This is a genomic window from Streptomyces sp. NPDC046887, assembly GCF_040644755.1.
Taxonomy (GTDB): domain Bacteria; phylum Actinomycetota; class Actinomycetes; order Streptomycetales; family Streptomycetaceae; genus Streptomyces; species Streptomyces lichenis.
In genome coordinates, this window is record NZ_JBEYXH010000006.1 from 37,059 (window position 1) to 61,871 (window position 24,813).

At 72.3% G+C, this 24,813-nt stretch carries 27 protein-coding genes; 13 read left to right on the top strand and 14 right to left on the bottom strand.

The genetic code is table 11. The annotated features are described in order from the left end of the window. The first annotated feature begins 28 nt into the window (after window positions 1-28). The 4 genes from ABZ945_RS08695 to ABZ945_RS08710 are packed head-to-tail and all read left to right on the top strand — an operon-like array spanning window position 29 to window position 4,431. On the top strand, window positions 29-403 hold the full coding sequence (locus ABZ945_RS08695) for a hypothetical protein (protein WP_361266061.1): 375 nt from the start codon (window positions 29-31) through the stop codon (window positions 401-403). Then, window positions 400-1,875 (top strand): PrsW family glutamic-type intramembrane protease, encoded by a 1,476-nt coding sequence (locus ABZ945_RS08700; protein WP_361266063.1) that lies wholly within the window; start codon window positions 400-402, stop codon window positions 1,873-1,875. The genes ABZ945_RS08695 and ABZ945_RS08700 overlap by 4 nt, the downstream gene beginning before the upstream one ends. Next, entirely contained in the window at window positions 1,872-2,246 is a 375-nt protein-coding gene (locus tag ABZ945_RS08705) for a hypothetical protein (protein WP_361266065.1), read from the top strand. Before ABZ945_RS08700 ends, ABZ945_RS08705 begins: the two co-directional genes overlap by 4 nt. Beyond that, window positions 2,236-4,431: a hypothetical protein gene (locus ABZ945_RS08710; RefSeq protein ID WP_361266067.1), complete on the top strand. Its 2,196-nt coding sequence runs from the start codon at window positions 2,236-2,238 to the stop codon at window positions 4,429-4,431. Before ABZ945_RS08705 ends, ABZ945_RS08710 begins: the two co-directional genes overlap by 11 nt. A gap of 85 nt (window positions 4,432-4,516) precedes the next feature. Here the strand turns inward: ABZ945_RS08710 and ABZ945_RS08715 are convergent, their stop codons facing one another. The 3 genes from ABZ945_RS08715 to ABZ945_RS08725 all read right to left on the bottom strand — a co-directional run bounded on the left by ABZ945_RS08715 (window position 4,517) and on the right by ABZ945_RS08725 (window position 5,954). Then, a complete protein-coding gene (locus ABZ945_RS08715; RefSeq protein WP_361266069.1) occupies window positions 4,517-4,651 on the bottom strand; it encodes a hypothetical protein in 135 nt (44 codons plus the stop codon). Between the two features lie 46 nt (window positions 4,652-4,697). Further along, entirely contained in the window at window positions 4,698-5,528 is an 831-nt protein-coding gene (locus ABZ945_RS08720; RefSeq protein ID WP_361266071.1) for a MerR family transcriptional regulator, read from the bottom strand. 78 nt (window positions 5,529-5,606) lie between these two features. Continuing rightward, entirely contained in the window at window positions 5,607-5,954 is a 348-nt protein-coding gene (locus tag ABZ945_RS08725) for a VOC family protein (protein WP_361266073.1), read from the bottom strand. A 199-nt stretch (window positions 5,955-6,153) separates the two neighbouring features. Here ABZ945_RS08725 and ABZ945_RS08730 point away from each other — a divergent pair, with 199 nt between their 5' ends. The 3 genes from ABZ945_RS08730 (at window position 6,154) to recX (ending at window position 8,211) form a co-directional block, all read left to right on the top strand. Continuing rightward, window positions 6,154-6,330 (top strand): hypothetical protein, encoded by a 177-nt coding sequence (locus ABZ945_RS08730; RefSeq protein ID WP_361266075.1) that lies wholly within the window; start codon window positions 6,154-6,156, stop codon window positions 6,328-6,330. Window positions 6,331-6,516: 186 nt separating this feature from the next. Beyond that, window positions 6,517-7,644 carry a recombinase RecA gene (recA, locus tag ABZ945_RS08735; protein WP_361266077.1) on the top strand — a complete coding sequence of 376 codons (1,128 nt, stop codon included), beginning with the start codon at window positions 6,517-6,519 and terminating at the stop codon, window positions 7,642-7,644. Window positions 7,645-7,647: 3 nt separating this feature from the next. Continuing rightward, the gene (gene recX, locus ABZ945_RS08740; protein ID WP_361266078.1) at window positions 7,648-8,211 is read left to right on the top strand and encodes a recombination regulator RecX; all 564 of its coding nucleotides are present in this window, start codon (window positions 7,648-7,650) and stop codon (window positions 8,209-8,211) included. A gap of 144 nt (window positions 8,212-8,355) precedes the next feature. On the opposite strand, the gene ABZ945_RS08745 is transcribed toward recX, so the two are convergent. The 8 genes from ABZ945_RS08745 to ABZ945_RS08780 all read right to left on the bottom strand — a co-directional run bounded on the left by ABZ945_RS08745 (window position 8,356) and on the right by ABZ945_RS08780 (window position 16,215). After that, on the bottom strand, window positions 8,356-8,772 hold the full coding sequence (locus ABZ945_RS08745; protein ID WP_361266080.1) for a rhodanese-like domain-containing protein: 417 nt from the start codon (window positions 8,770-8,772) through the stop codon (window positions 8,356-8,358). Between the two features lie 29 nt (window positions 8,773-8,801). Next, the gene (locus tag ABZ945_RS08750) at window positions 8,802-9,368 is read right to left on the bottom strand and encodes a cysteine dioxygenase (RefSeq protein WP_361266082.1); all 567 of its coding nucleotides are present in this window, start codon (window positions 9,366-9,368) and stop codon (window positions 8,802-8,804) included. A gap of 172 nt (window positions 9,369-9,540) precedes the next feature. After that, window positions 9,541-9,627: a putative leader peptide gene (locus ABZ945_RS08755; RefSeq protein ID WP_313960178.1), complete on the bottom strand. Its 87-nt coding sequence runs from the start codon at window positions 9,625-9,627 to the stop codon at window positions 9,541-9,543. A 559-nt stretch (window positions 9,628-10,186) separates the two neighbouring features. Further along, window positions 10,187-12,073 (bottom strand): FAD-dependent monooxygenase, encoded by a 1,887-nt coding sequence (locus ABZ945_RS08760; protein ID WP_361266084.1) that lies wholly within the window; start codon window positions 12,071-12,073, stop codon window positions 10,187-10,189. Between the two features lie 333 nt (window positions 12,074-12,406). After that, window positions 12,407-13,342: an amino acid ABC transporter permease gene (locus ABZ945_RS08765; RefSeq protein ID WP_361266086.1), complete on the bottom strand. Its 936-nt coding sequence runs from the start codon at window positions 13,340-13,342 to the stop codon at window positions 12,407-12,409. Then, a complete protein-coding gene (locus ABZ945_RS08770) occupies window positions 13,339-13,986 on the bottom strand; it encodes an amino acid ABC transporter permease (protein ID WP_361266088.1) in 648 nt (215 codons plus the stop codon). Before ABZ945_RS08770 ends, ABZ945_RS08765 begins: the two co-directional genes overlap by 4 nt. A 383-nt stretch (window positions 13,987-14,369) precedes the next feature. Then, the gene (locus ABZ945_RS08775; protein WP_361266090.1) at window positions 14,370-15,290 is read right to left on the bottom strand and encodes a glutamate ABC transporter substrate-binding protein; all 921 of its coding nucleotides are present in this window, start codon (window positions 15,288-15,290) and stop codon (window positions 14,370-14,372) included. Between the two features lie 139 nt (window positions 15,291-15,429). After that, window positions 15,430-16,215 carry an amino acid ABC transporter ATP-binding protein gene (locus ABZ945_RS08780; RefSeq protein ID WP_361266092.1) on the bottom strand — a complete coding sequence of 262 codons (786 nt, stop codon included), beginning with the start codon at window positions 16,213-16,215 and terminating at the stop codon, window positions 15,430-15,432. A gap of 340 nt (window positions 16,216-16,555) precedes the next feature. On the opposite strand from ABZ945_RS08780, the gene ABZ945_RS08785 reads away from it, so the two are divergent. Together ABZ945_RS08785 and ABZ945_RS08790 are read left to right on the top strand one after the other, a co-directional pair. Next, on the top strand, window positions 16,556-17,281 hold the full coding sequence (locus ABZ945_RS08785) for a response regulator transcription factor (protein ID WP_361266094.1): 726 nt from the start codon (window positions 16,556-16,558) through the stop codon (window positions 17,279-17,281). A 20-nt stretch (window positions 17,282-17,301) separates the two neighbouring features. After that, window positions 17,302-18,702 carry a HAMP domain-containing sensor histidine kinase gene (locus ABZ945_RS08790; RefSeq protein ID WP_361266096.1) on the top strand — a complete coding sequence of 467 codons (1,401 nt, stop codon included), beginning with the start codon at window positions 17,302-17,304 and terminating at the stop codon, window positions 18,700-18,702. 19 nt (window positions 18,703-18,721) lie between these two features. Here the strand turns inward: ABZ945_RS08790 and ABZ945_RS08795 are convergent, their stop codons facing one another. Further along, the gene (locus ABZ945_RS08795; protein WP_361266098.1) at window positions 18,722-19,714 is read right to left on the bottom strand and encodes a TAXI family TRAP transporter solute-binding subunit; all 993 of its coding nucleotides are present in this window, start codon (window positions 19,712-19,714) and stop codon (window positions 18,722-18,724) included. A 193-nt stretch (window positions 19,715-19,907) separates the two neighbouring features. Here ABZ945_RS08795 and miaB point away from each other — a divergent pair, with 193 nt between their 5' ends. Together miaB and ABZ945_RS08805 are read left to right on the top strand one after the other, a co-directional pair. Further along, window positions 19,908-21,446 carry a tRNA (N6-isopentenyl adenosine(37)-C2)-methylthiotransferase MiaB gene (gene miaB, locus ABZ945_RS08800; RefSeq protein WP_361266100.1) on the top strand — a complete coding sequence of 513 codons (1,539 nt, stop codon included), beginning with the start codon at window positions 19,908-19,910 and terminating at the stop codon, window positions 21,444-21,446. Window positions 21,447-21,507: 61 nt separating this feature from the next. After that, complete coding sequence (locus tag ABZ945_RS08805; RefSeq protein ID WP_361266102.1) at window positions 21,508-22,215, top strand: class III extradiol dioxygenase subunit B-like domain-containing protein; 708 nt, start codon at window positions 21,508-21,510, stop codon at window positions 22,213-22,215. Window positions 22,216-22,310: 95 nt separating this feature from the next. Here ABZ945_RS08805 and ABZ945_RS08810 read toward each other — a convergent pair whose 3' ends face one another. Continuing rightward, window positions 22,311-22,562: an antitoxin gene (locus ABZ945_RS08810; protein WP_361266105.1), complete on the bottom strand. Its 252-nt coding sequence runs from the start codon at window positions 22,560-22,562 to the stop codon at window positions 22,311-22,313. A 65-nt stretch (window positions 22,563-22,627) separates the two neighbouring features. Beyond that, the gene (locus tag ABZ945_RS08815) at window positions 22,628-23,038 is read right to left on the bottom strand and encodes a hypothetical protein (RefSeq protein WP_361266107.1); all 411 of its coding nucleotides are present in this window, start codon (window positions 23,036-23,038) and stop codon (window positions 22,628-22,630) included. 181 nt (window positions 23,039-23,219) lie between these two features. On the opposite strand from ABZ945_RS08815, the gene miaA reads away from it, so the two are divergent. Beyond that, window positions 23,220-24,158, top strand: a complete 939-nt coding sequence (gene miaA, locus ABZ945_RS08820) for a tRNA (adenosine(37)-N6)-dimethylallyltransferase MiaA (protein ID WP_361266109.1) — start codon at window positions 23,220-23,222, stop codon at window positions 24,156-24,158. A 107-nt stretch (window positions 24,159-24,265) separates the two neighbouring features. Further along, window positions 24,266-24,760, top strand: a complete 495-nt coding sequence (locus ABZ945_RS08825) for a hypothetical protein (RefSeq protein WP_361266390.1) — start codon at window positions 24,266-24,268, stop codon at window positions 24,758-24,760. The last annotated feature ends 53 nt before the right edge of the window (window positions 24,761-24,813 follow it).

Below are 24,813 nucleotides of genomic sequence, written 5' to 3' on the forward strand. Positions count from 1 at the left end.
GTGCCGTCATACGGGACGGGGGAAACAGTTGGGTACCCACGACACGATGCAGGTCCGGCTGCTCGCGGCGGGAGGAGGGCTCGGCGTCGTACTCCTGGCGCTGGCGCTGGCGGTGAATCTGAGCGGCGCCAACGAGACGGTGGTGCCGAAGCTGCCGCGGTTACCCTCGGCGCCCTCCCTGCCGTCGGCCCCGGATCTCCCCGGTGTGCCCAGCGGCATGCCCACCGCTCTGCCCAGCGGCCTGCCGACGGATCTGCCCACCGCCTTTCCCAGCGGCTTCCCGACCGCGTTCCCCAGCGACCTGCCCACCGCCTTCCCCAGCGGCTTCCCGACCGCTCTGCCGACGGACCTGCCCACCGACCTGCCGACCGACCTGCCGGGTCTGTCCGGAGGTGGATCATGACCGGACCGCGTCCGCTGCCGATGCGCGACGAGCCGCTCGCCCGGGCCCGCGCCCTGCTGATCGCCCGTCTCGCCATCGCGCTCTATATCGTCGAACTGCTGCTCAACCTGGTCCGGCCGCATCTGCTCCCGGACGAGCCGGCGCTCTCCATCTTCTACGAGATGCCCGGCGACTCCGGCACGCTCGGCCGGTTGCTCTCCACACCGCGGCTCGTGTTCTGGATCGTGCTGGCCGGCATCGTGGCCGGCGCCGCCGTCCAGATCTACGCCGCCCTCACCCGCGGCAAGGCCGCGGACGACGGCGGACGGCGTGCCGCCCTCCTCACCTGGATCACCCTCGGCTGTCTGCTGCTGCCGTTCGGGCTGATCTCGCTGACGGTCCTCTTCGTGTTCTTCCCGATCACGATGCTGTGCCTGCCCAGCACCGCCCTGGTGATGCTCCTGCTGCGTGTGACCGTGCGGTTCGGCCGGCTGTCGTGGACGGCGCTGCTGCTCGCCTTCGGCTGGGGCGCGCTGATCGTCTTCGGGCTCGGGCGCGCGTACACCAGCCTGGCGTTCGGCACCCTCTACGGCTATCTGGGCCCCAAGGCCGGCACCGGCCTCGGCGGGTTCACGGCAAGTCTCAGCCGCACCATGAACCTGCTGGTCGTCCACCTCAGTGTCGTCAACGCGCTGGTCATCGCGGCTGGTGTCGCACTGCTGCTGATGCTGCTGCGCCATCGTGTCACCGACGCGGTGACGGGCCTGGTACTCGGCGGCGCCGTCGGCCTCGGCTACAACTTCGTGGAGAGCATCCTCTTCATCAAGATCTACGGCACCCTGGGCGCGTTCTTCGGCCCCACCGGCGGCTTCGAGTACTGGATCCGCCAGTCGATCGGCGTGCTCGGCGGCCAGGTGACGTTCGGGGCGCTGATCGGCGCCGGGCTGGGCGCGGCCGTGGGCGCGCGGCGGCGCGGGAAGGTCATCGCGGGAGGCCTGCTGGCCGGCATCGGCGGGGCGGCCGGCGCCGAGATCCTGTCGGGCTGGCTGGCCGGCCGGGTGAGCGGCCATGTCGAGGTCGGCAGCACCCTGGACACGCTGGTGATCTCGCCGTTCTTCTGGCTCCTTCCTCAACTGCCCTTCCTGGCACTGGCCGTGGCGCTCCTCGTCACGGGGCTGCGCTCGCGCGCGAGCCTGCTCAGGGACGCGCTCGCGGCGGAGACGACGGCGGCCGGGCCCATCACCGCGGCCGAGGCACCCGTTCTGGCCGCACCGGGCCTGAGGTTCTGGGCGCTGGTGAGCACCTGGCGCAGTCACGGCAGGGGTACCGCGCTGGCCCTGCATCGCCTGCAGTCCGCCCAACTCGACCTGGCCGGCTGGCGCGCCGGGCGGAGCCCGGAAACGGACACGGAAACAGAGACCGAAGCCGAGGGGGACACGTTGAGGGCACGAGTCATGCGAGGCAAGGGCGAGTCCCGGACGGTGCAGTCGTGAGCCCCGCCGGCCGCGGGCGCGGGCTCGCCGCACGGCTTGCGGTGAGCGTGGTCCTGGCGCTCTGGACCCTGCTCCCGGCCGCGCAACCGGCTTCCGCCTGCGCCGTGGGCATCGGCTACAAGCCCTCCTTCAGCATCAGTGACCTGACCAACCGGCGCACTTGTTCCACCGCCACATCGGCGATCGGTTCCGGCGTCGTCGCCCTGCTGGCCCTCGGCGCGCTGGCCGCGGCCGGTGCGGTGGTCGTTCGCAGGGCCGAGCGGCAGATGGGCCGGGCCGCGGACGGCGCCGGACCCTCTCCGGCGCTCACCGCCTACCTCGACGCGACGGGCCTCGCCCCTCGGGCGGTGGAGCGGGACCATGAGGCGTAGCGCCCGGCGCCTGGCGGTGCTGCTCACGGCCCTGTTCCTGGTCCTCGCACCCGCCGCCCTGCCGGGCGGTGGCACGGCGGTGGCGGAGTCGTCGGGCGGGTCCGGCGGGGACCCGTTCGTGGTGGTCACACCGAGCACCATGCCGGACGCCAAGAGCCTGCCCACCTACGCCCGGAGAATCATCCGCCATCCGATGGGCGAAGAACTCCATGTGATGGTCAACCGATTCGCTCTGCTTCCGAAGCCTCCGGTGAACACCCAGGTGGTGTTCTTCACGTTCGGCTGGATGGACACCAGCACGAAAGTGCCCTCCTGGGTGCGGGAGCGCTATCGCGACTTCATGTCCCAGCTGCCCGAGGAGATGCGCTCGCCCAGTACACCGCCCAAGTGGAACTACCCGCTGCACGCGACCATGGTCGATGCCGAGAACTACGGCTATGACGACCTGTTCGAGGAGCTGGGCGAGTACCCGGTGGACAGATACGGAAACGAACAGGTGCTGGAGCTGGCCACCGGCAGCGGGGGACGCGACCGGCACTCCGAGGACGCCATGGACGAATGGTTCTCCCGCACCATCAGGAACACCCTCGGACGCATCGCCCGTTCCGCCGACGAACGCGGGCAAGTGGACAAGGTCCTCAGTGTCGTCAAGAGGGAGGCCAGTGCGGGAATCGCCGGCCAGCGAGGCTTCTGCGATGTCTGTAAGGAAAGGATGTCGAAGCGCCCGTACAACTTCCGAAGCCGGCTTTTCATCGCCGAATACGACAAGTCGAAAGGGCCGCAGGCCAAGCTCGCGAACAGCGCGATCGGACGGCTCAAGCCGCACCTGAAGACGGCGTACGACGAGTACTCCGAGGAAAAGATCGACAAGGCTCTGAACAAGGTGGGACTCACACCCCCCTGCTCACCCGTGAACAATCCCGGGAGCATGAACATCGCCGCCGCGCCCATGGCCTCCCCCTGCGACGAGGCCGGCAGCGGCCTCTCAGGGGCGCTCGGTTCACCGTCGTACGGCGGCGTCGACTTCTCCAGCCTCCAGCTCCGCTACCTCTCGGACGACGGCAGCTCCCAGGTGAAGTACGCCTTCTCCGCCGACGCGGCCAAGGAGGGGCTGAAGCAGGACCCCCGCACCGGGGGCCAGACGCTGCTCGACAGCATGGGCGCCCTGCGCACCTGGCTGGCGCTGAGCCCCGACAAGTTCTGGGTCAACCTCAACCCGGGCGAGCCGGACCGCATCATCGACGCCCAGCTCGGCCGGACCAACGCCGGGCGCGCCCTGCTGGAGGCGGACTGGCAGATGAAGCGCAGCACGGGAAGGCTGCTGGACCCCAAGACCTCGTTCGGCGCCGAATACTGGCGGCGGCTCAGCGGCTCGTCGGGGCCCAGCTGCTATTCGTCGCGGATGTGGATCGTGCCCGGCACGGTGGAGGTACGCCAGGACGGCTCCTCGTTGTACGTCCTCAAGGCCGCGCTCGATGTGAAGGCCAAGCCCGAGACCATCGCCGGTCTGGAGCAGGACGCCTGCAACACCGACCCGGCGGAGACTGCCCGCAACGCCCGAGTGGAACAGGAGATGGTCGTACCGAGGATCGTGAAGGCGGTGAACACGGCACCCGAGTACGCGCCGTTGCGACAGGTGTTCCTGGCCCGTGTGGTGGCTCAGTGGATACGTGACCGGCATGCCGAGGGCGAAAGCACCTCGTTCGACGAACTGATCGACTCGGGCGACCTGGGCTCCGCCGTGGAGACCGGGGCCTGGAAGCCGCAGCAGGTGTACGACACCTATGTCCGCTCCATCCGCGAGGGGAGCTTCACCTACCGGCAGACCACCCGGGTCGGGGACACCACCGTCACCTATGTGATGCGGACCGGCGGCGTCGACTTCAGCAAGCTGAGCCCGGCCAGGCTCAGCGCCGCGGACATGAACCGGCGGGTGCCGGGGTTGCCGGAGACCGTGGCGAAGTCGGCGCGGCGGCCCGCGACGGCGGCGGACGGCTCGATCTGGCTCGCGGACACGGCGGAGGCTCCCGCCGTCAGCACCTGGGACCGCGTCCGCGACTACGCCACCGGGCGCACCGGCATCGTGGTCATGCTGGTGGCGGCGCTGGGCATCCTGCTCTTCTTCGTCCGCGACGGCTCCGCCTTCCGGCGCAGGCCCCCGGGGCGGCCTGGGACCCCCGGCTGACGGCCGCCGCACCGTACACGGGGCGACAGGTGAATGCCAAGGGTGTCCAGGAAGGAGGCGGCGACCCAGACGTCCTCCGCCTCCTTCACGTGGGAGTCGACTGGGAGTCGACGGTGGTGTCCGGGGTCCAGGCGAAGGCTCCGTGTCCGCTTTGCAGGGCGGCGACGTAGGCGCCAGTGCGGGTGCGCTGTTCGTCGGTGGGGCGGTTGCGGGCGGTCATGAGGTGGCCTCTCACGAATGTGCCGGTCGGCGGCGGAGTCTTCGGTTCAGGGGGCCGTGCGGAAGACGGGCCAGCACACCTCGATATGGGCCCGGCCCTCGGCGGGCCGGCCGAGGAGGCCCGTCAGGTAGTGCTCGCGCAGGGGGGCGTCGACGGTGAGGGCGTGCTCGGCCACGAAGGTGCCCAGCGCGGCGAAGGTGCGGTCCAGGTCCTCGGCCGGGCCGGTGTGCACGGCCACGGCGTACTCCGCGGCCGGCAGGACCAGCGCCTCCACCCGCCCCGCCGCCGCCTGCCGAGCAGGGCCGGCGACCGGGACGAACGCGGTGACCTCGCCCCGCTCGGTCTCGAACAGGCCGGGAGCGTACAGACCGCCGTCCGGGCCGTCCGTCTCCACCTGGGGGCAGCCGTCGACGGCTTCGTGCAGCTCGGCCAGGGCCTGCGGGAGCCATCCGGGCACCTCGTCCTGTCCGAGGACGGCCCGGACCGCGAGGACAGAGGTCGGCGCGGTGGAGCGGAACTCCACTGGGACCGGGGCGGACGGGTTGTCCACGAGGTCGCGCAGTGAGGTGACCGTCTGCCGTGTCTGCCGCAGCCGGTCCTCCATCTGCGCCAGATGCCGCATGATCACCGCGTTGCGGGCCGCCACGTCCTCGGTGCGCACGACCGCCGACAGCTCCTCCAGCGGCATGCCCAGGTCGCGGAAGCGGCGGATGACCTGCGCGAGCGGAACCTGCTGCTCGGTGTAGCGCCGGTAGCCGGTCGAGGGATCGACGTCGGCCGGCTCCAGCAGCCCGATGTCGTGGTAGTGGCGCAGCGTCTTCACGCTCAGCTGTGTCATCCGGGCGAAGTCGCCGATGCTCAACAGGGCCGTTCCCATGACCGCATCCTCCGCTGCACGTTGCCGGACGAGACGAAGCGCCACGCCCGGCCGGGCGGCCGGGGGCCGTCGTCGTTCCTACTCGTCGGCCAGGTCGAACGTGTTGCCTTCAGGGTCGGTGAAGGTGGTGAACCGGATGCCGTTCTCCTTCACCTCCGCCACCACGCTCGCCCCCACGCCGAGCAGACGGGTGCACTCGGCCTCGTAGTCGCTGGTGGCGAAGTCCGGGTGGGCCCGGTTCCGGCCGGCGGGAAGGCCGTCGAGCTTCTGGAACACGTAGAACGGGCTGCTCTGGCCCATCCCGATGGTCGCGATACCGGGGGAGTCCGAGGGGTCGACGTCTTGGCCGAGCACCCGGGACCAGAACTGCGCCAGCGCCTGCGGGTCGACACAGTCGAACGTGATCGCGTGCAGCTTCACCGTCACGACGGACTCCTTGCTTCGAGGGATTCTCCTGCGTACCGGCCGCGCACCGGCCGATGACTCGACCCTCCGCCCTCCCACGACGGGAGAGTCAAACCCGGCGCCCGAGGCGTTCTCGCAGACACCTGCCGCTTCGGCCGCTGTCCTGTGCCATCGAACGTTGAGTGACGTGTCCGGCTGCCGTCGCAGTCGTTGGCAGGCCATGACTTCCCGCTGGGCGCTGACCGCCCTCGCCGCCACCGCCGCCACCACCGGCGGCATCCTGACCGCCACCCCCGCCGTCGCCGGAGGTCAAAGTTCGATGGCCAACGGTCACGGTTCGATGACACGGGACGGCCGCTCGACGCGCGTCGCTCTGCGGGCAGCGCGGCTCGCTTGACAGTAAAATCGAACATCCATTCTGATGGGCTGTGCGGCCCGGGGATACCGGGGCGGCCGGGTGGGGGAGGGGGCGCCGGGCCGCCGGGTTTTCCACAGGTCGGAGGGACGCCGGGGCCCATTGTCAGTGGCAGGGGTTAGCGTCTTTGACGTGAAGCGATCGACACAAGCAAACCGGGTGGAACCCATGGCAGGAACCGACCGCGAGAAGGCGCTCGACGCCGCGCTCGCACAGATTGAGCGGCAGTTCGGCAAGGGCGCGGTGATGCGCATGGGCGAGCGGTCGAGGGAGCCCATCGAGGTCATCCCGACCGGCTCGACCGCGCTCGACGTGGCGCTCGGCGTCGGCGGGCTGCCGCGCGGCCGGGTGGTGGAGATCTACGGCCCGGAGTCCTCGGGTAAGACGACCCTCACCCTGCACGCCGTGGCCAACGCGCAGAAGGCGGGCGGCCAGGTCGCCTTCGTGGACGCGGAGCACGCCCTCGACCCCGAGTACGCCCAGAAGCTCGGCGTCGACATCGACAACCTCATCCTGTCCCAGCCGGACAACGGTGAGCAGGCCCTGGAGATCGTGGACATGCTGGTCCGCTCCGGCGCCCTCGACCTGATCGTCATCGACTCCGTGGCGGCGCTGGTGCCGCGGGCGGAGATCGAGGGCGAGATGGGCGACTCGCACGTGGGCCTCCAGGCCCGTCTGATGAGCCAGGCGCTGCGGAAGATCACCAGTGCGCTCAACCAGTCCAAGACGACGGCGATCTTCATCAACCAGCTCCGCGAGAAGATCGGTGTGATGTTCGGCTCCCCCGAGACCACCACCGGTGGCCGGGCGCTGAAGTTCTACGCCTCGGTGCGCATCGACATCCGCCGCATCGAGACCCTCAAGGACGGCACGGACGCGGTCGGCAACCGCACCCGCTGCAAGGTCGTGAAGAACAAGGTCGCCCCGCCCTTCAAGCAGGCCGAGTTCGACATCCTCTACGGCCAGGGCATCAGCCGCGAGGGCGGCCTGATCGACATGGGTGTGGAGCACGGCTTCGTACGCAAGGCCGGCGCCTGGTACACCTACGAGGGCGACCAGCTGGGCCAGGGCAAGGAGAACGCCCGGAACTTCCTCAAGGACAACCCCGACCTGGCCGACGAGATCGAGAAGAAGATCAAGGAGAAGCTGGGCGTCGGGGTCCGGCCGCAGGAGCCCGCCGCCGAGGCGGGCGCGGACACCGCGGACACCCCGGCCGGCGACGACCCGGTGAAGTCGGTCCCCGCCCCGGCGGCGAAGGCCGCCAAGGCCACCAAGGCCACGGCGGCCAAGGGCTAGCCCGTGGTCCGGCGCACCGAATGGCCGGGCGGCAGCCCCGACTCGTCGAGGGCCGAGAAGGAGCTGCCGCCCCAGGATCCGGCCGAGCGGGCGCGGGCGATCTGCCTGCGCCTGCTCACCGGAACGCCGAGGACCCGCAGCCAGCTCGCGGACGCCCTGCGCAAGCGCGAAGTCCCCGACGAGGTCGCCGAGGAGGTCCTCTCCCGCTTCGAGGAGGTCGGCCTGATCGACGACGCGGCCTTCGCCGGGGCCTGGGTGGAGTCCCGCCACCACGGCCGGGGCCTGTCCCGTCGCGCTCTCGCCCGCGAGCTGCGCACCAAGGGGGTGGACGGCGAACTGATCGAGGAGGCGGTCGGACGGCTCGACTCCGAGCAGGAGGAGGAGACCGCCCGGGAGCTGGTGGCGCGCAAGCTGCGCTCCACCCGCGGTCTCGACCGGGACCGCCGGCTCAGACGGCTCGCGGGCATGCTCGCCCGCAAGGGGTACCCCGAGGGCATGGCCCTACGGGTGGTGCGGCAGGCCCTGGAGCAGGAGGGGGAGGACATCGAGGGACTGGAGCCGGAGTAGCGGGACACGCAGGGCCGCCACCGGGGGCCTCGTGGCCAGGAGTATCCGGGAGTGTCTCCGGGGTGTCCGGGCCGGGGAAGGCTCCCGTCGCGATGGGTGGCGCGGGTGGTCAGGGGGCGGCAGGGGCCTTGGGGCAGCGGTGGATCAGGGGGCTACGGGGGGCTCCGGGGCGGCGGTGATCGGGAGGCCGGCCGCTGCCCAGGCCTGGAAGCCGCCGACCAGGTCGGTCGCCCGGTGCAGCCCCAGCTGGTGCAGCGAGGCGGCGGCCAGGGAGGAGGCATAGCCCTCGTTGCACACCATGACCACGCGAAGGTCGTGGCTCACCGCCTCCGGGACGCGATGGCTGCCCCGGGGGTCGAGCCGCCACTCCAGTTCGTTGCGCTCGACGACCAGAGCCCCGGGGATGAGCCCGTCGCGGTCCCGCAGCGCGGCGTACCGGATGTCCACCAGCAGGGCGTCCCCCGCCTCGGCGGCCGCGAAGGCCTCCCGCGCGGTCACCCGGTCGAACCCGTCCCGTACCCGCTCCAGCAGTTCGTCTATGCCCACCTGCGACTCGGTCACCGTTCCGCTCCTCACTGCCGGTCCTCGGGTCACTGCCAGTCCTCGGGGCGCTCCACCTGTTCCAGCCGGAGCACACTCCCCGTACGGCTGAAGCGGCGCATCAGCGGCAGCGGAGGGTAGTAGGCGTGCACCGACACCGCGTGCGCGGTGGCGGACTCGTTGAGCACCTCGTGCACATGGTGCTGCCCGAACGCCCTGGAGTCACCGGCACCCAGCCGACGCTCCCGGTCGACGCCCTCCTCCAGTTCGAGGCTGCGCCAGCCGCTCGACGGCAGCCGGACGGCGAGGGAGTGCTCGGTCAGCGAGCCGCTCGCGGTGGCGAAGGCGCCGCGCGACTCGGCATGGTCGTGCCAGCCGGTGCCGGTGCCCGGCGGCCAGCCGATGAGCCAGGCCTCACTGCCGCCGGGTCCCTCCAGCCGTACCCAGGTACGGCCGTCGGGGTCCAGGGGGAGAGAGGCGATCAGTTCGGCGTCGGCCGCGGCACGGCGGACGAAGGCGAGCAACTGGGCGGCGGTCGGCGCCGCGGACCCGTTCCCGGCCTGTGCGGGAGCGGAAGCGGGCGCGGCGGGCACGATGGGCACGACGGGCGAAGACATGGGAACCGTCCTGAGGTTCTGACTCGGTGTCCGGGGAGCGCGTACGACGAGACGGCGCGCGGCGGCAGCCCGGGTGACCGGAGAGCCCGGAGGGCGAGGACACCGCTGGGGATCAGGCGCGCGAAGCAGGGCGCGCGAACGCCGTACGAAGAGGTACGCAGGGAAGCTGAGTTCAGCAGGACGGACGACACACGCAGCCTGCGTAGCGGACCAGGTCCATATGGACCCTCCGCCACAGGCGCACACAGGTGTCGGTCATGATCCGGAGTACAGCACGCCGTGCCGACCTCGGTCAAACCCCCGACAACATCCGGACACCCGGCGGCGGGGCGGGGATGAGGGGATGAGGAGCCTGAGGGCAGAGGGGCGGACCGGGGCGCACAGGGCGGACAGGAGTCGGATAGGGGCAATCGGGTCAGCGGTTGCGGCGGGGCCTCTCGTCACGGGCGGGTGCGGCGCCGCCCGGACTGACGGGGCTGCCGGGGCCGCCTCTGCCGCCCGGACTGCCAGGGCCGCCTGCCGGCGAGCCGCGGGCCGACGAGCCGCAGGCGGGCGGTCCGCCTGCCGGGGTACCACCTGCCGCACGGTCGGTGGGCGGCTCGGCCGACTGAGGGCGGGGCGGAGGGGAGGCATCCACGCCTGGGCCGGATGCGGTACCTCGGCGGGACGCCGCGTCTGGGCCGGATGCCGTACCCGAACCGGATGCCCCGTCTGGGCCGGATGCCGTACCTCGGCCGGAGGCCGTACGGGCCGGATGCCGTACCCGTGCCGGGCGCCGCGTCTGCGCCCGTCTCGATGCCAGGTCCGTAAGCCGTACCTCAGCCGGACGCCGTACTCGGGCCGGGCGGCGCGTTCGCACCCGGCACGGTGCCCCTGCCGGGCCCGCTACCGGTACCCGCACCCGTACCCGCATTGCGGCCGGTCCCGGGGGCGGCGCCACCGTCCGCGGGCCCGGGTGCGGGCTGCTCGGGTACGTGCCCCCCGGGCTCCGGGTCGTCCACCGGGCCCGGCGCGGGCGCGTCGCCGCGTACCGCCTCGGCCGCCGCCCGCAGCTCCGCCGGGCGGACGCCGGCGAAGGCCGCGGCGAGATGCCCGTCGGGCCGCACCAGCAGCACGGTGTGCGCGGACGCGCCCGGATACGCCTCGGTCACCAGGACCTCCGCGGCCACCGGCAGCGCGGCCACCGCCTCGGCCAGCCGCGGCATCACCCCCGCCGACATCCAGTGCCGCCGGTCCCACACCCCCGTGCCCGGGGCGACCAGCACCGCCAGCAGCCTCCGGCGCCCCAGCCGGTCCCGCAGACCGCCGGCCGTACCGTCCGGGGCCGTCACCCGGACGTTCTCCACCGGGGCGCCCTCCGGGGTCGCCACCGAGGTGTGTCCCTCGGCGGGGGCGGGCGCGAGCGGGGAGAGCGGATAGGCGGGCGGAGCGCCGAGCGGGCCGCGCCCCACATGGCCGTCCGTCAGCAGCGCGTCATGCCCGGCGCCCCGTAGATAGGTACGCAGACCGCCCCCGCCGCGCAGCACCGGCAGCGACTGGTCCGCCGCCCGCAACCGGGCCGCGACCGCGGTCCGCCGCTCCGCCTGGTAGCTGTCGAGCAGCACCGGCGGGGCCTCGCCGTGCCAGACCAGTGCCAGCTTCCACGCCAGGTTGGCGACGTCCCGCAGCCCCTCGTCCAGCCCCTGGGTGCCGAGCGCCCCCATTAGATGGGCGGCGTCCCCGGCGAGGAACGCCCGCCCCACCCGCCAGCGCTTGGCCAGCCGGTGGTGCAGGGTGTAGACCCCGGTGTCGACCAGGTCGTACGGCGGGGTCTGGCCGCACCAACCGGCGAGGGTGTCGCGGATCCGCCCCACCAGGGCGTCCGGCGTCACCAGGTCGCCCCGGGGCGGCAGCAGCCAGTCCAGCCGCCAGGCCCCGTCCGGCAGCGGCCGGGCGGTGACCTCCTCGTCGGCGCCCCGCCAGGTCGGCTGGCGGTGCAGCACGCCCTCCTCAGGCCAGGGCAGCTCGGTGTGCAGGGTGGCGACCGCGTGCCGCTCCACCGCGGTACGGCCCGGGAAGCGCACGCCCAACAGCTTGCGCACGGTGGACCGGGCGCCGTCGCAGCCCACCAGATGGCTGCCGCGCCACCAGGTGCCCTCGGGGCCCCGGGTGTGCGCGGTGACGGACCCGGCGTCCTGCTCGATCGCGTCCAGCCGGCTGTGCGTCACCACCCGCACCAGCGGGCCACCCGCCGATGGGCCACCCGCCGACGGACCACCGGCCGACGGACCGCTCACCGACGGGGCGACGGCGGAGCGGGTGACCGCGGAGGGGCGGCCGGGCGTCTCCGCCAGCGCGGCGATCGCGTCCCGCAGGCCCGCCGTCAGGGCGTGCTGGGCGATGTGCACCGGCGCCGGGGTCTCCGGACTCCCTGGGCCATCCGGACTGTCGGGACTCTCGGGTCCGAAGCGGACGTGCCGCGTCCGCTGCTTGCGCCGCATCGAGTGCCAGCCCGCCCAGCGGATCCCGGCCTCGCGCACCGCCGTGCAGCCGAGCCGTTCCAGGAAATCCGCGGTGTCCTCGCGCAGCACCGCGGTCCGGGCGGGCCGAGCGTCGTCCTTGCCGGGCCCCTCGTCCAGGACGACGGAGGGGACCTCCTGGGCGGCGAGGGCCAGGGCCAGGGCGAGCCCGACCGGACCCGCCCCCACCACGATCACCGGGTCCACGGCGCGCCCTCCGTCCCCGGGAGCCGGCCGGGGGCACCCGCCCGCACGGCCCCGGGGGCCGCCACGGCGCCACCACCCCGTAGACCCTCACGGCCCCATGGACCATCACCGCCCCGTGCGGCGCTCCGGCCCCATCCCTCCCGCCGGCCACTCGGATCCGCGCGGTGAGCAGGGGAAACGGGCGTGACGACGGCGAGGGGCCGGGGTGAGTTGATCACAGAACGTATGCAACCTACTGCCGGTGCTTGCGTCAAGTGACGGGGGCAGCGGCGCGACCGCCACTGCCCCCGTACCCCGTACATGCCACCCGGATGATGTCACACGGCGTCAGTTCTAGGCGCCGCCACCGGTACCCGGGCCGCCGATCTGGTTGCTGTCGCCCTGGATGAGGATCGCGGTGCCGGCGGCCTGCCCGGCGTCGCCGCTCAGCAGTGCCGACTCACCGGCCGGCGGGGTGCCGATCCCGGTCTTGGCGCGGCGGCCGCGCTTCTCGATCCAGGTGGCGAGCCCGGACAGCGCCAGGCACATCGCCACATAGACGACGCCGACGACCACGATGGTCGAGACATACGGGTACTGGCCGTTGACCAGGGTGTTGGAGGCGATCAGCCGGGCCGAGTTCAGCAGCTCGGGGTAGAGGATGATGTAGCCGAGCGAGGTGTCCTTCAGGGTCACCACCAGCTGGCTGATGATCGTCGGCAGCATCGCCCGGACCGCCTGCGGCAGCAGGACGGTGACCATCACCTGGGTCTTGCTCATGCCCAGGGCGTACGCGGCCTCCCGCTGGCCCTTCGGCACGGAGTTGACGCCGGCGCGCAGCACCTCGGCCTGGACGCAGCCGTTGTACAGGGTCAGACCGACGGCCAGCGCCCACATCGAGTAGTCGGTGAGGAAGCCGGCCCACACCGCGTAGATGGTGATCAGCAGCGGGATCGAGCGGAACAGCTCGATGAAACCGGTGGCGAACCAGCGCACCGGCTTGTGCTCGGAGAGCCGGGCCACCGCCAGCAGCACACCCAGCGCCACCGACCCGACCGCGGCGATGCCGAAGGCCTTCAGGGTGGCGAGGATGCCGTCGAAGATGTTCTGCCGGATACCGGAGTAGTTGAAGATGTCCCACATCTCGGGGGCGAGGTGCCCCTTGTCGCTGAGCCGCACGATGCTGAAGGCCAGCAGTCCGGCGATCAGCAGCGCGCCGGCCACGGCGAGGATCCGGTTGCGTACGACGGCCTTGGGGCCGGGGGCGTCGAAGAGAACGCTGGCACTCATCGGGCGACCTCCATACGGCGCTCAAGGAGACGGAACACACCGCTGATGAAGAACGTGACCACCAGATAGGCGAGGGCGACCCAGAGGAAGACGGGCACGATGTCGTAGCCCTCCTCGCCCATCAGCTTCTGCCAGCCGAAGAGCTCGGTGACGCTGAAGGCGCCGGCGATGGCGGAGTTCTTGGTCAGGGCGATGAGGATGGAGCTGAGCGGCGGCAGCACGGTCCGGGTGGCCTGCGGCAGCACGATCAGGCTGAGCGTCTGCGGGAAGGTCATGCCCAGCGAGCGGGCGGCCTCGGCCTGTCCGAGCGGCACCGTGTTGATACCGGAGCGCACCGCCTCGCAGACGAAGGAGGAGGTGTAGAAGCCGAGCGCGAGCGAGCCGAGCACGAAGGCGCTCATCCCGGGGAACAGGATCTCCGGGACCACGAAGGTGGTCACCAGGAAGAGCAGCGTCAGCGGGGTGTTGCGCAGCAGGGTCACCCAGGCGGTGCCGAACCACCGCAGCGGCGGGATGGGGGAGACCCGGAAGCCGGCGATGACGAGGCCGAGGACCAGCGCGATGACCGTACTGACGGCCGTGATCGACACAGTTCCTATGAAGCCGTCTCGGAAATCTGAGAAATGGTCGAGCAGTACGTTCATGGGGTCTCCGCGTCGGCGGTCAGCGGCGGGCGGGCGGCAGGGGCGGGCGGCGGTACGGAAGTGCTGCGGGGGTGGTGCGCAAGCGTGTACGGGCCGCGGGGGAACGTGCGGCGGTACGGGGCGGGGAGGAGGCGGACGGCCTGCCGCCGCGCCCCGGGTGCGTCGGGTGGGCTGTGGCCACGCCCCCGAGGGCGTTCGGGTGCGTCGGGTGCGCGATGGCCGGTCCTCCGAGGGCGTCCCCGGGACCGTCCCGTTCGGCTTCGGCTTCCCGAGCCGCCCGGCGCGACCGTGACGGCCGCGCCGGGCGGGCTTCGGCGGTCGGGGCGCGGTCGGCGACCGCTGTTCAGCGGCCCCCTATCCCTGTCCGCGCCCCGTGCCCGGCGTCAGTAGCGCTCAAGCGCCGGCGGCTCGGTGTACGCGGAGCCGGACAGGCCGAGGGTGGCGTCGTAGATCTTCTTGTACGTGCCGTCCTTGATCTTGGCCTCCAGCACGTCGTTGACCTTGCCGCGCAGGGCCTTGTCCTCCTTGCTCATGCCGATGCCGTAGGGCTCCTGCGTGAACGGCTGGCCGACGACCTTGAGCTTGCCGGGGTTCTGCGCGGCGTAGCCCTTGAGGATGGCGTCGTCCGTGGTCACCGCGTCGACCTGCTTGGTCAGCAGCTGCTGGACGCAGTCCGAGTACTTGCCCAGCTCGGTGGTCTGCGCGCCGTACTCGGGCTTCTTGATCTCCTGCAGCGGGGTGGAGCCCTTGATGGAGCAGACCTTCTTGCCCTTGACGGCCTTGGGGCCGGTGATGGCGGTGTCTTCCTTGCGGACCAGCAGGTCGGCGCCGGCCTTGTAGTACGGGCCCGCGAAGCCGACCTGCGCCTTGCGCTTGTCGTTGATCGTGTAGGTGCCCACGTAGTAGTCGACCTGGCCCTTGGAGATGGCGGTCTCACGGGTGGCGGAGTCGACCGTCTTCCACTCGATCTGCGCCTCGGTGAAGCCCAGCTCGGCGGCGATCAGCTTGGCGATCTCCACGTCGAAGCCGGAGCGCTTCTTGGTGGACTGGTCCTCGAAGCCCAGGTACGGCTGGTCGGCCTTGGAACCGATGACCAGCTTGCCGCGCTCCTTGGCGGCCTTGAAGGTCGGCGAGTCCACGTTCACGTCGGTGGCGACGACGTACTTCGGCAGCGCCGGGGCGTCGGAGGCGCCCGGCTGCACCCCGCCCGGCTTGTCGCCGGCGGAGCCCTCCTTGCCGCCGCAGGCGGTGGCGGTCAGTGCGAGCACGGCAACGGCCAGCGCGGCCGTCTTGCGGAACTTCATGGTGAACATCCCTTGGTCGTGTGGTCGTTGTGGGGCGTCGGTCGCCGGTCGTCGCCGTAAGCCCGGAGCCCGGTAGGCGGTGTCGCGGAGGCCCGGAAAGCGGGTGCCGCAGGCGCCGGCACAGGAGTGAGGCCGGTGCTCAGTGGTGCAGGATCTTGGAGAGGAAGTCCTTGGCCCGGTCGCTGCGCGGGCTGCTGAAGAACTGCTCGGGGGCCGCCTCCTCCACGATCCGGCCGTCCGCCATGAAGACCACGCGGTTGGCGGCGGAGCGGGCGAAGCCCATCTCGTGGGTGACGACGACCATCGTCATGCCCTCGCGGGCCAGCTGCTGCATGACCTCCAGGACCTCGTTGATCATCTCGGGGTCCAGCGCGGAGGTCGGCTCGTCGAAGAGCATCACCTTCGGGTCCATGGCCAGCGCACGGGCGATCGCCACACGCTGCTGCTGGCCGCCCGAGAGCTGGGCCGGGTACTTGTCGGCCTGGGTGCCGACACCGACCCGGTCGAGCAGCGCCCGGGCCTTGCGCTCGGCGGCCTTGCGGTCCGTCTTGCGGACCTTGACCTGGCCCAGCACCACGTTCTCCAGCACGGTCTTGTGCGCGAAGAGGTTGAACGACTGGAACACCATGCCGACGTCGGAGCGCAGCCGGGCCAGCTCCTTGCCCTCCTGCGGCAGCGGCCGGCCGTCGATGGTGATGGCGCCGGAGTCGATGGTCTCCAGCCGGTTGATCGTGCGGCACAACGTGGACTTGCCGGACCCGGACGGACCGATCACCACGACCACCTCGCCGCGGGCGATGGTCAGATCGATGTCCTGGAGCACGTGCAGAGCGCCGAAGTGCTTGTTGACGTTGCTCAGCACGACCAGGTCGCCGGTGGTGGGTGCGGCGTCCTCCGGGCCCTTGGTCACTGATACTCCGCTCATCGGCTGCTCCGTCCTCCTCGGTTAGCCATGGACCATAGGCACCGGGCGCGACCAGCGTCATCACATCTGAGCGGAACTTGAGCATAACGATCCGGCCGCAACCCGACACACTGGGTGAAGGGGGCGGACACTGTGAGTACAGGTCCATAACGGATCCCTGGTAGGGGTTCATAACGGATCCCGAGTACGGGTCCATAACGGATCCCGTGGTGGCCGGGAGCCCCTCTTGACGCGGACCCCGCCCATCAGCGTTCATGCCGGGGTGGCCGCCGGACCGCCGGGCGTTCACCCGAGGGGAACGTCCCGGAGGAAACGGCCCGGAGGGGGAACGGAGAGGCCCATGAGACTGCTGCTCGTGGAGGACGACGACCATGTCGCCGCGGCGCTGTCCGCCGTGCTGAAGAAGCACGGCTTCGACGTGGTGCACGCCCGCAACGGCGAGGAGGCCCTCCAGGCCGTGCTGCCCACCGCCCACGGCGAACGGGCGCCCTTCGCGGTGGTCCTGCTCGACCTCGGGCTGCCCGACCAGGACGGCTACCAGGTGTGCGGGCGGCTGCGCCGGCTCACCTCCACCCCGGTGATCATGGTGACCGCGCGCAGCGACGTACGCTCCCGCATCCACGGGCTGAACCTGGGCGCCGACGACTACGTGGTCAAGCCCTACGACACCGGTGAACTGCTCGCCCGTATCCACGCCGTCGCCCGCCGCTCCGGCGCCGCCGAGACCGAGGACGGCGCGGTGCCCGGCGAGCCGCAGGAGGCCGCCCCGCTGCGGCTCGGCCCGGTGGCCGTGGAGCTGTCCACCCGCCGGGTCAGCGTCGACGGCGTCGCCGTCCCGCTCACCCGCAAGGAGTTCGACCTGCTCGCCCTCCTCGCCCAGCGCCCCGGGGTGGTCTTCCGCCGCGAACAGATCATCAGCGAGGTGTGGCGCACCAGTTGGGAGGGCACCGGCCGCACCCTGGAGGTGCATGTCGCCTCGCTGCGGTCCAAACTGCGGATGCCCGCACTCATCGAGACCGTCCGCGGGGTCGGCTACCGCCTGGTCGTCCCCGCACCGGCCGGCTGACCCCACCCGAGGTCCCACCCGTGCGCTCCCGCCTGCTGCCGCTGCTCATCGTCCTGATGGCCGGTGTTCTGCTCGCCCTCGGCTTCCCGCTCGCCGCCAGCCTGGCCGCCGCCCGCCAGCAGACCGTCGTGGTCGACCGCATCGACGACACCGCGCGGTTCGCCGCCCTCGCCCAGTTCGTCACCGAACGCAGCCCCGGCCTGGACGAGCGGCAGTCCACCCTCCAGTCCGAACTGCTGCGCTACCGGCAGGTGTACGGGATCGAGGCCGCCGTCCTCTACCGCGACGGCACCCCCATGGCCCGCGCCCCGCTCGACTGGGAACTGCCAAAGGACGGCGAGACCCGCCGCGCCTTCCGCGAGGCCCTGCTCGGCCGGCGCAGCCACGACCCGCCCCAGGTCTGGCCCTGGCAGGGCGGCGCCCGGCTCGCGGTCGCCTCACCGGTGGTCCGGGACGGCGATGTGGTCGCCGTGGTCGTCACCGACTCGCCCACCGGCCAGCTCCGCTCCCGGATCCTCCAGGGCTGGCTGCTGATCGCCGCCGGCGAGTCCGCCGCCATGCTGCTCGCCGTCGCCGCCGCCATCCGGCTCACCGGCTGGGTGCTCAGACCGGTACGGGTACTGGACGCGGCCACCCACGACATCGCCACCGGTCGGCTCAACTCCCGGGTCGCCCCGGCCGGCGGGCCCCCCGAACTGCGCCGCCTCGCCCGCTCGTTCAACGAGATGGCCGACAACGTCGAAGAGGTGCTGGAGCAGCAGCGCGCCTTTGTCGCCGACGCCTCCCACCAGCTGCGCAACCCGCTCGCCGCACTGCTGCTGCGGATCGAGCTGCTCGCCCTGGAACTCCCCGAGGGCAACGAGGAGATCGCCTCCGTACGCACCGAGGGCAAACGGCTCGCCCGGGTCCTGGACGACCTGCTGGACCTGGCCCTCGCCGAACACGCCGCCGCCGACCTGCGGCTCACCGACATCGGCGCGCTGACCGGCGAACGGCTCGCCGCCTGGCGCCCGCTCGCCGACGAGAAGGGCGTACGGCTCACCGGCGGCGGCCGCGCCGTCACCGCCTGGGCCGACCCGGTGGCCCTCTCCAGCGCCCTGGACGCCGTGATCGACAACGCGCTGAAGTTCACCCCCGAGGGCCAGGAGGTGCATGTCGCCACCTCCGCCGAGGGCGACACCACCATGATCACGATCACCGACCAGGGCCCGGGGCTCAGCGAGGAGGAGCTCGCCCGGATCGGTGACCGCTTCTGGCGCAGCAACCGCCACCAGAACATCAAGGGCTCCGGCCTCGGCCTGTCCATCTCGCGCGCCCTGCTCGCCGCGGGCGGCGCCGGCATCGGCTACGGGCACCACGAACCGCACGGACTGCGGGTCACCGTCACCCTGCCCCGTACCGCACCGCACCACGACGGCTGAGCCGGCGGATCCGGGTGATTCAGGGCTTCGCCGAGTGGTAGTAGCGCCGGGCGCCCTCGTGCAGCGGCAGCGGATCGGTGTAGATGGCGGTCCGCAGATCCACCAGCTGGGCGGAGTGCACCTTGCCGCCGATCCGGTCCCTGCTCCCTATCACCGTACGGGTGAAGGCCTCCGTCAGGGCCGCGTCGGCCCCCTCGGTGGTCACCAGCAGATTGGCCACCGCCACCGTCGGCACCGGCTCCCCGCGCTGCGCCTCCGGATAGGCGTCCCCCGGGATGACCGCCGAGCGGTAGTGCGGGCTGCCCATCTCGTGCAGCCGGCCGATCAGGCCCTCCTCCAGCGGCACCAGCCGGACCGCGAAACGCTCGGACAGCTCCTGCACCGCCACCGTCGGCAGCCCGCCCGACCAGAAGAACGCGTCCAGCCGGCCCCGCTCCAGCAGCCCCGGCATGGCGTCGATGCCCGCCGGGACCGGGGTGATGTCCTCGGCGGCGTCCAGCCCGGCACCCGACAGCAACCGGTTCGCCAGCAGCCGGACCCCGGATCCGTCCTGCCCGACCCCCACCCGCTTCCCGCGCAGATCACGGGCCGAGCGCACCGGCGAGTCCTTCGGCACCACCAGCTGCACATAGTCGTCGTACAGCCGCGCACACCCCCGCAGCCGGTCGGCGCCGGGCCGGCGGTCCCGCAGATAGGCGGCCACCGCGTCCGCCGTGGCCACCGTGAAGTCCGCCTGGCCCGCGGCGACCCGCGCCAGGTTCTGCTGCGAGCCCTCACTGTTGCGCAGATCCACCGAGACCTCGGGCAGATCCCGGGCGAGCGCCTCCTTCAGCAGCTCCCCGTACCGCTGGTACACCCCCGTCGGCACCCCGGTGCTGAACACCACCCGCCCCCGCGGCTCCGGACGGCCGTCCGGCACCAGCCACCAGGCCACCAGCCCCAGCACCACCGCCAGCACCGCCGTCACCCGGAGTACACGGGCACGGCGAAGCGGGGTCAGGGCCGGGAGCATGGCCGCGATCCTGCCAGCCGTTCCCGCCACCCGGCCAGGGCCGGTGCGCAACCGTTGCCCTGCTGTGTCCGGGAACCGTCCGCGAGCCGTCCCCGGAGCCGTCCTCAACGGTCATGGGGAGCGTCCTCAACGGCCGTCGGCATGGTGCCGGGGGCCGACCGGAGGCACTCGGGGGAGCACTTACCCTTGAGGGATGACCAGCAGCAACCGCCGGAGCAGCACCGTGGACACCCAGGGGACGGGGACAGGGACGAGGACCTACGAGGTCCGCACCTACGGGTGCCAGATGAACGTCCACGACTCCGAGCGCCTCTCGGGCCTCCTGGAGGACGCCGGCTACGTCCGTGCCCCCGAGGACGCCGACGGGGACGCGGACGTCGTCGTGTTCAACACCTGCGCGGTGCGGGAGAACGCCGACAACAAGCTGTACGGCAACCTCGGCCGGCTCGCGCCCCGCAAGACCTCCCGCCCCGGGATGCAGATCGCCGTCGGCGGCTGCCTCGCCCAGAAGGACCGCGACACCATCGTCAAGCGCGCCCCCTGGGTCGACGTGGTCTTCGGCACCCACAACATCGGCAAGCTGCCGGTGCTCCTGGAGCGCGCCCGCGTCCAGGAGGAGGCGCAGGTCGAGATCGCCGAGTCGCTGGAGGCCTTCCCCTCCACCCTGCCCACCCGCCGCGAATCCGCCTACGCGGCCTGGGTGTCGATCTCCGTCGGCTGCAACAACACCTGCACCTTCTGCATCGTCCCCGCGCTGCGCGGCAAGGAGAAGGACCGCCGCCCCGGCGACATCCTCGCCGAGATCGAAGCCCTGGTCGGCGAGGGCGTCTCCGAGATCACCCTGCTCGGCCAGAACGTCAACGCCTACGGCTCCGACATCGGCGACCGCCAGGCCTTCTCCAAGCTGCTGCGCGCCTGCGGGACCATCGAAGGACTGGAGCGGGTCCGCTTCACCTCCCCGCACCCCCGCGACTTCACCGACGACGTCATTGCCGCCATGGCCGAGACCCCGAACGCCATGCCGCAGCTGCACATGCCGCTCCAGTCCGGCTCCGACACCGTGCTCAAGGCGATGCGCCGCTCCTACCGCCAGGAGCGCTTCCTCGGGATCATCGAGAAGGTCCGCGCCGCCATCCCGCACGCCGCCATCTCCACCGACATCATCGTGGGCTTCCCCGGCGAGACCGAGGAGGACTTCGAGCAGACCCTGCACACCGTCCGCGAGGCCCGCTTCGCCCAGGCCTTCACCTTCCAGTACTCCAAGCGCCCCGGCACCCCCGCCGCCACCATGGACGGCCAGCTGCCCAAGGAGATCGTCCAGGCGCGCTACGAGCGGCTGGTCGCCCTCCAGGAGGAGATCTCCTGGGAGGAGAACAAGAAGCAGGTCGGCCGCACCCTGGAGGTCATGGTCGCCGAGGGCGAGGGCCGCAAGGACGGCGCCACCCACCGCCTCTCCGGCCGCGCCCCCGACAACCGGCTGGTCCACTTCACCAAGCCCGAGCAGGAAGTGCGCCCCGGCGACGTGGTCACCGTGGAGATCACCTACGCCGCCCCGCACCACCTGCTCGCCGAGGGCCAGGCCACCGCGGTCCGCCGCACCCGCGCCGGCGACGCCTGGGAGAAGCGGAACACCGCCCAGGCACCCGCCCCCGCCGGAGTGATGCTGGGCCTGCCCCAGATCGGCGTCCCCGCCCCCCTCCCGCCCGTCACGGGGGGCTGCGCCGTCTCCTGACCTTCCCCCGGGGCCCGGTACAGGACCGGGCGCCAGGGCAGGAGCGGCTACGCTGCGGATCATGCTTGTCGCCGCCGCCGTCTGCCCCTGCCCGCCGCTGCTCGTCCCCGAGGTGGCCGCCGGCGCCGCGCCCGAACTGGACGCCGCCCGCACGGCCTGCTCCGACGCGCTCGCCGTCCTCGCCGCCTCCCGCCCGGACCTGCTGGTGGCGGTCGGACCGGACGAGGGCGCGGCCAGCGTGCCGTACCCCACCGGATCGGTGGGCGACTTCCGCGGCTACGGCGTCGACCTCGCCGTACGACTGGGCACCGGCGCCCCCGCCGACCGCCCGCTGCCCGGCTCCCTCGCGGTCGGGGCCTGGCTGCTGTCCCGTACGGGATGGGCCGACGCCCCGGTCGAGGGCCTGGCCGTCGGCGACCGGCTGGCGCCCGAGGCCTGCGCCGAGACCGGCCGCGAACTGGCCGAGCGGGCCGTCCGTGTCGCCCTGCTGGTCCTCGGCGACGGCAGCGCCTGCCGTACGGTCAAGGCTCCCGGCTATCTGGACGAGCGGGCCGCCGGCTTCGACGAGCGGTGCGCCCGCGCCCTGGGCACCGCCGACACCGCCGCCCTGGCCGCCCTGGAGCCCGGACTCGCCCGGGAGCTGAAGGCCGCCGGACGCGCCCCCTGGCAGGTCCTCGCCGGCGCCGCCCAGGACGCCGGACTGGACGGCCGCCTGCTCTACGAGGACGCCCCCTACGGAGTCGGCTACTTCACCGCCACCTGGGCCTGACCCCGCACAGCCCGCGACCGGCCCGTACCCCGCCGAGGGCCCGGAGCGGCCACGTACCTTCCCCGTCTTCCCCTCTCCGGCTCCGCCTCCGGATCTCAGGAGGCGGGCGGAGCCGGCGGGGGAGGGGCACCGCCCTCGTCCCGATGGGCGATACGGCCGACGGCGTTCTTGGCCTTGCCCGTACCCGACTCGATCTTGTCGCTGTACTTGCCCTTGGTCCGTTCATCGACCATCCGGGCCGCCTTCTCCAGCCCCTGGTCGATCTTGCCCTCATGCTGCTGCGCCAGACCGGACACCCGGTCCTTGGCAGGGGCGAGCTTGGCCTTCAGCGTGTCCAGAAACCCCATCGGGCACCTTCCTCGTCGGTACGCGGTGTACGCGGTCCCTATGCCGTCGTCGTACGCGGCGCCCGCTAGGCGCGGGCGTTCTCGCCTGCCTCGTTCTCCGCCGCCACCTCGGCCGACTGCTGCGTGGGGATTCCCGCCTCGGAGGCCGGCGTGGGATCGGCATCCGGCTCCGAGCCCCGCTCGCCCTTGGCGCCCTCCGTCCGACTGACGCTCTCCGTCACCCGGTCGACGCCGCCTTCCCCGGCGATCTCCCCGTCCTCAGCAACCGCCGTGCCGACGCTCCCTTCCTTCCCCTGGTCCCTGCCCTGATCCTTCTCCCGATCCTTCTTCTGGTCCTTCTCCCGGTCCTTCTCCCGGCCGGTCTCCTCCGGCTCCGGCCCGTCCTGGGTGAACGCCTCCGCCGCTACCGGCCCGGCGGTGGCCTCCTCGCCCGGAGCACCGGACGGCTTCCTACGAAACCAAGAGAAAAAGCCCATTACCGCTCCATATTCTACTCAACCGGGCGAAATTCCGCGTTGTCCGGAGCGCCCCATTGCGTCACCCGGTGGAGCCGGTGCGCACACCGGCAGCCGGAACCTCGCATCAGGCAACGACCTCCATCCGGCGGCGTCACCTCACTCGTTCGGGGAAGCGGGGTGGATTTGGGACACTGGGCCGGTGAGAAGCGCAAGCCAGGCCCCTCGGGTCATCGCCGTCGTCGGCCCCACCGCGGCCGGAAAGTCCGATCTGGGTGTCTTCCTGGCCCAGCAGCTCGGCGGCGAGGTCGTCAACGCCGACTCCATGCAGCTCTACCGGGGGATGGACATCGGCACCGCCAAACTGACGCCTGAGGAGCGCGGCGGCGTACCCCACCAGCTGCTGGACGTCTGGGACGTCACCGAGGCCGCCAGCGTCGCCGAGTACCAGCGGCTCGCCCGCGCCGAGATCGACCGCCTGCTCGCCGAGGGCCGTACCCCGGTGCTGGTGGGCGGCTCCGGACTGTACGTACGCGGGGCCGTCGACGCCCTGGAGTTCCCCGGCACCGACCCGGCCGTCCGGGCCCGCCTGGAGGCCGAACTCGCCGAGCGGGGCCCCGGCGCCCTGCACGCCCGCCTCGCCGCCGCCGACCCGGAGGCCGCCCGCGCGATCCTCCCCGGCAACGGCCGCCGGATCGTCCGCGCCCTGGAGGTCATCGAGATCACCGGCCGGCCCTTCACCGCCAACCTGCCCGGGCCGGACTCCGTGTACGACACCCTCCAGATAGGGGTCGACGTCGAGCGCCCCGAGCTGGACGAGCGCATCGCCCTGCGGGTGGACCGCATGTGGGAGGCGGGGCTGGTCGAGGAGGTACGGGCCCTGGAGTCCCGCGGACTGCGCGAGGGCCGCACCGCCTGCCGCGCCCTCGGCTACCAGCAGGTGCTCGCCGCGCTGGCCGGGGAGTGCACCGAGGACGAGGCCCGGGCCGAGACGGTGCGCGCCACCAAGCGGTTCGCCCGGCGACAGGACTCCTGGTTCCGCCGCGACCCGCGGGTCCACTGGCTGAGCGGCGCCGCCTCCCACCGCGGGGAACTCCCGGGGGAGGCATTGGCGTTGGTCGAACGAGCGGTCACAGCCTGATCACGTGATGGCATCGGGACGCTCCGGTCGTCCTTTCGGGGGTCCGGAGCGTGCCATCATCGAGCATCGACGAGCCAGTGGATTCCGAGTGGGGAGGGCGCGTGGCGATGGAGGCCGGCCCTCGCGACAGAGAAGAGCAGCAGGCGCCACCGGAGGACATCCGGGTGGGCGCCGCGGCCCCTGGCGCCCCGCTCGCGACGCCACCCGGCCTGAGCCCCGACGGCCCCGACTTCGACGAGGACGGTACGCCGCGGATCGCGCCGGACGAGGTCGAGGTGGAGCTGCGCCCGCAGCGCAAACTCCGCATCTGGCAGCTCGCCCCCATCGTGGGGCTGGCCGTGATCGGTTCCCTGATGTTCGGCTTCCCGCTGGCCTTCGGCTCCGGTGACGGCGGCGCGGTCCTCGCCATGCTGGGCCTGCTGCTGTGCGGTTGTGCGGCCGGCTGGGGCCTGATGGCCGCCCGCCGGGTCGGCTACACCTGGCCCGGTCTGCCCGCCCGAGGCTCCGGCGAACGCCCGGACTGGCGGGTCCTCGTCCTCTACGCGGCCGGGGTCGCGGTCCCCGTGGTACTGGCCGTCTGGCGCGTCGCCCGCCTGCGCTGACCCCGGATCGGCCGAGCGCGCGACGGGACGCCCGCCCGCGGACGTCCTACCCC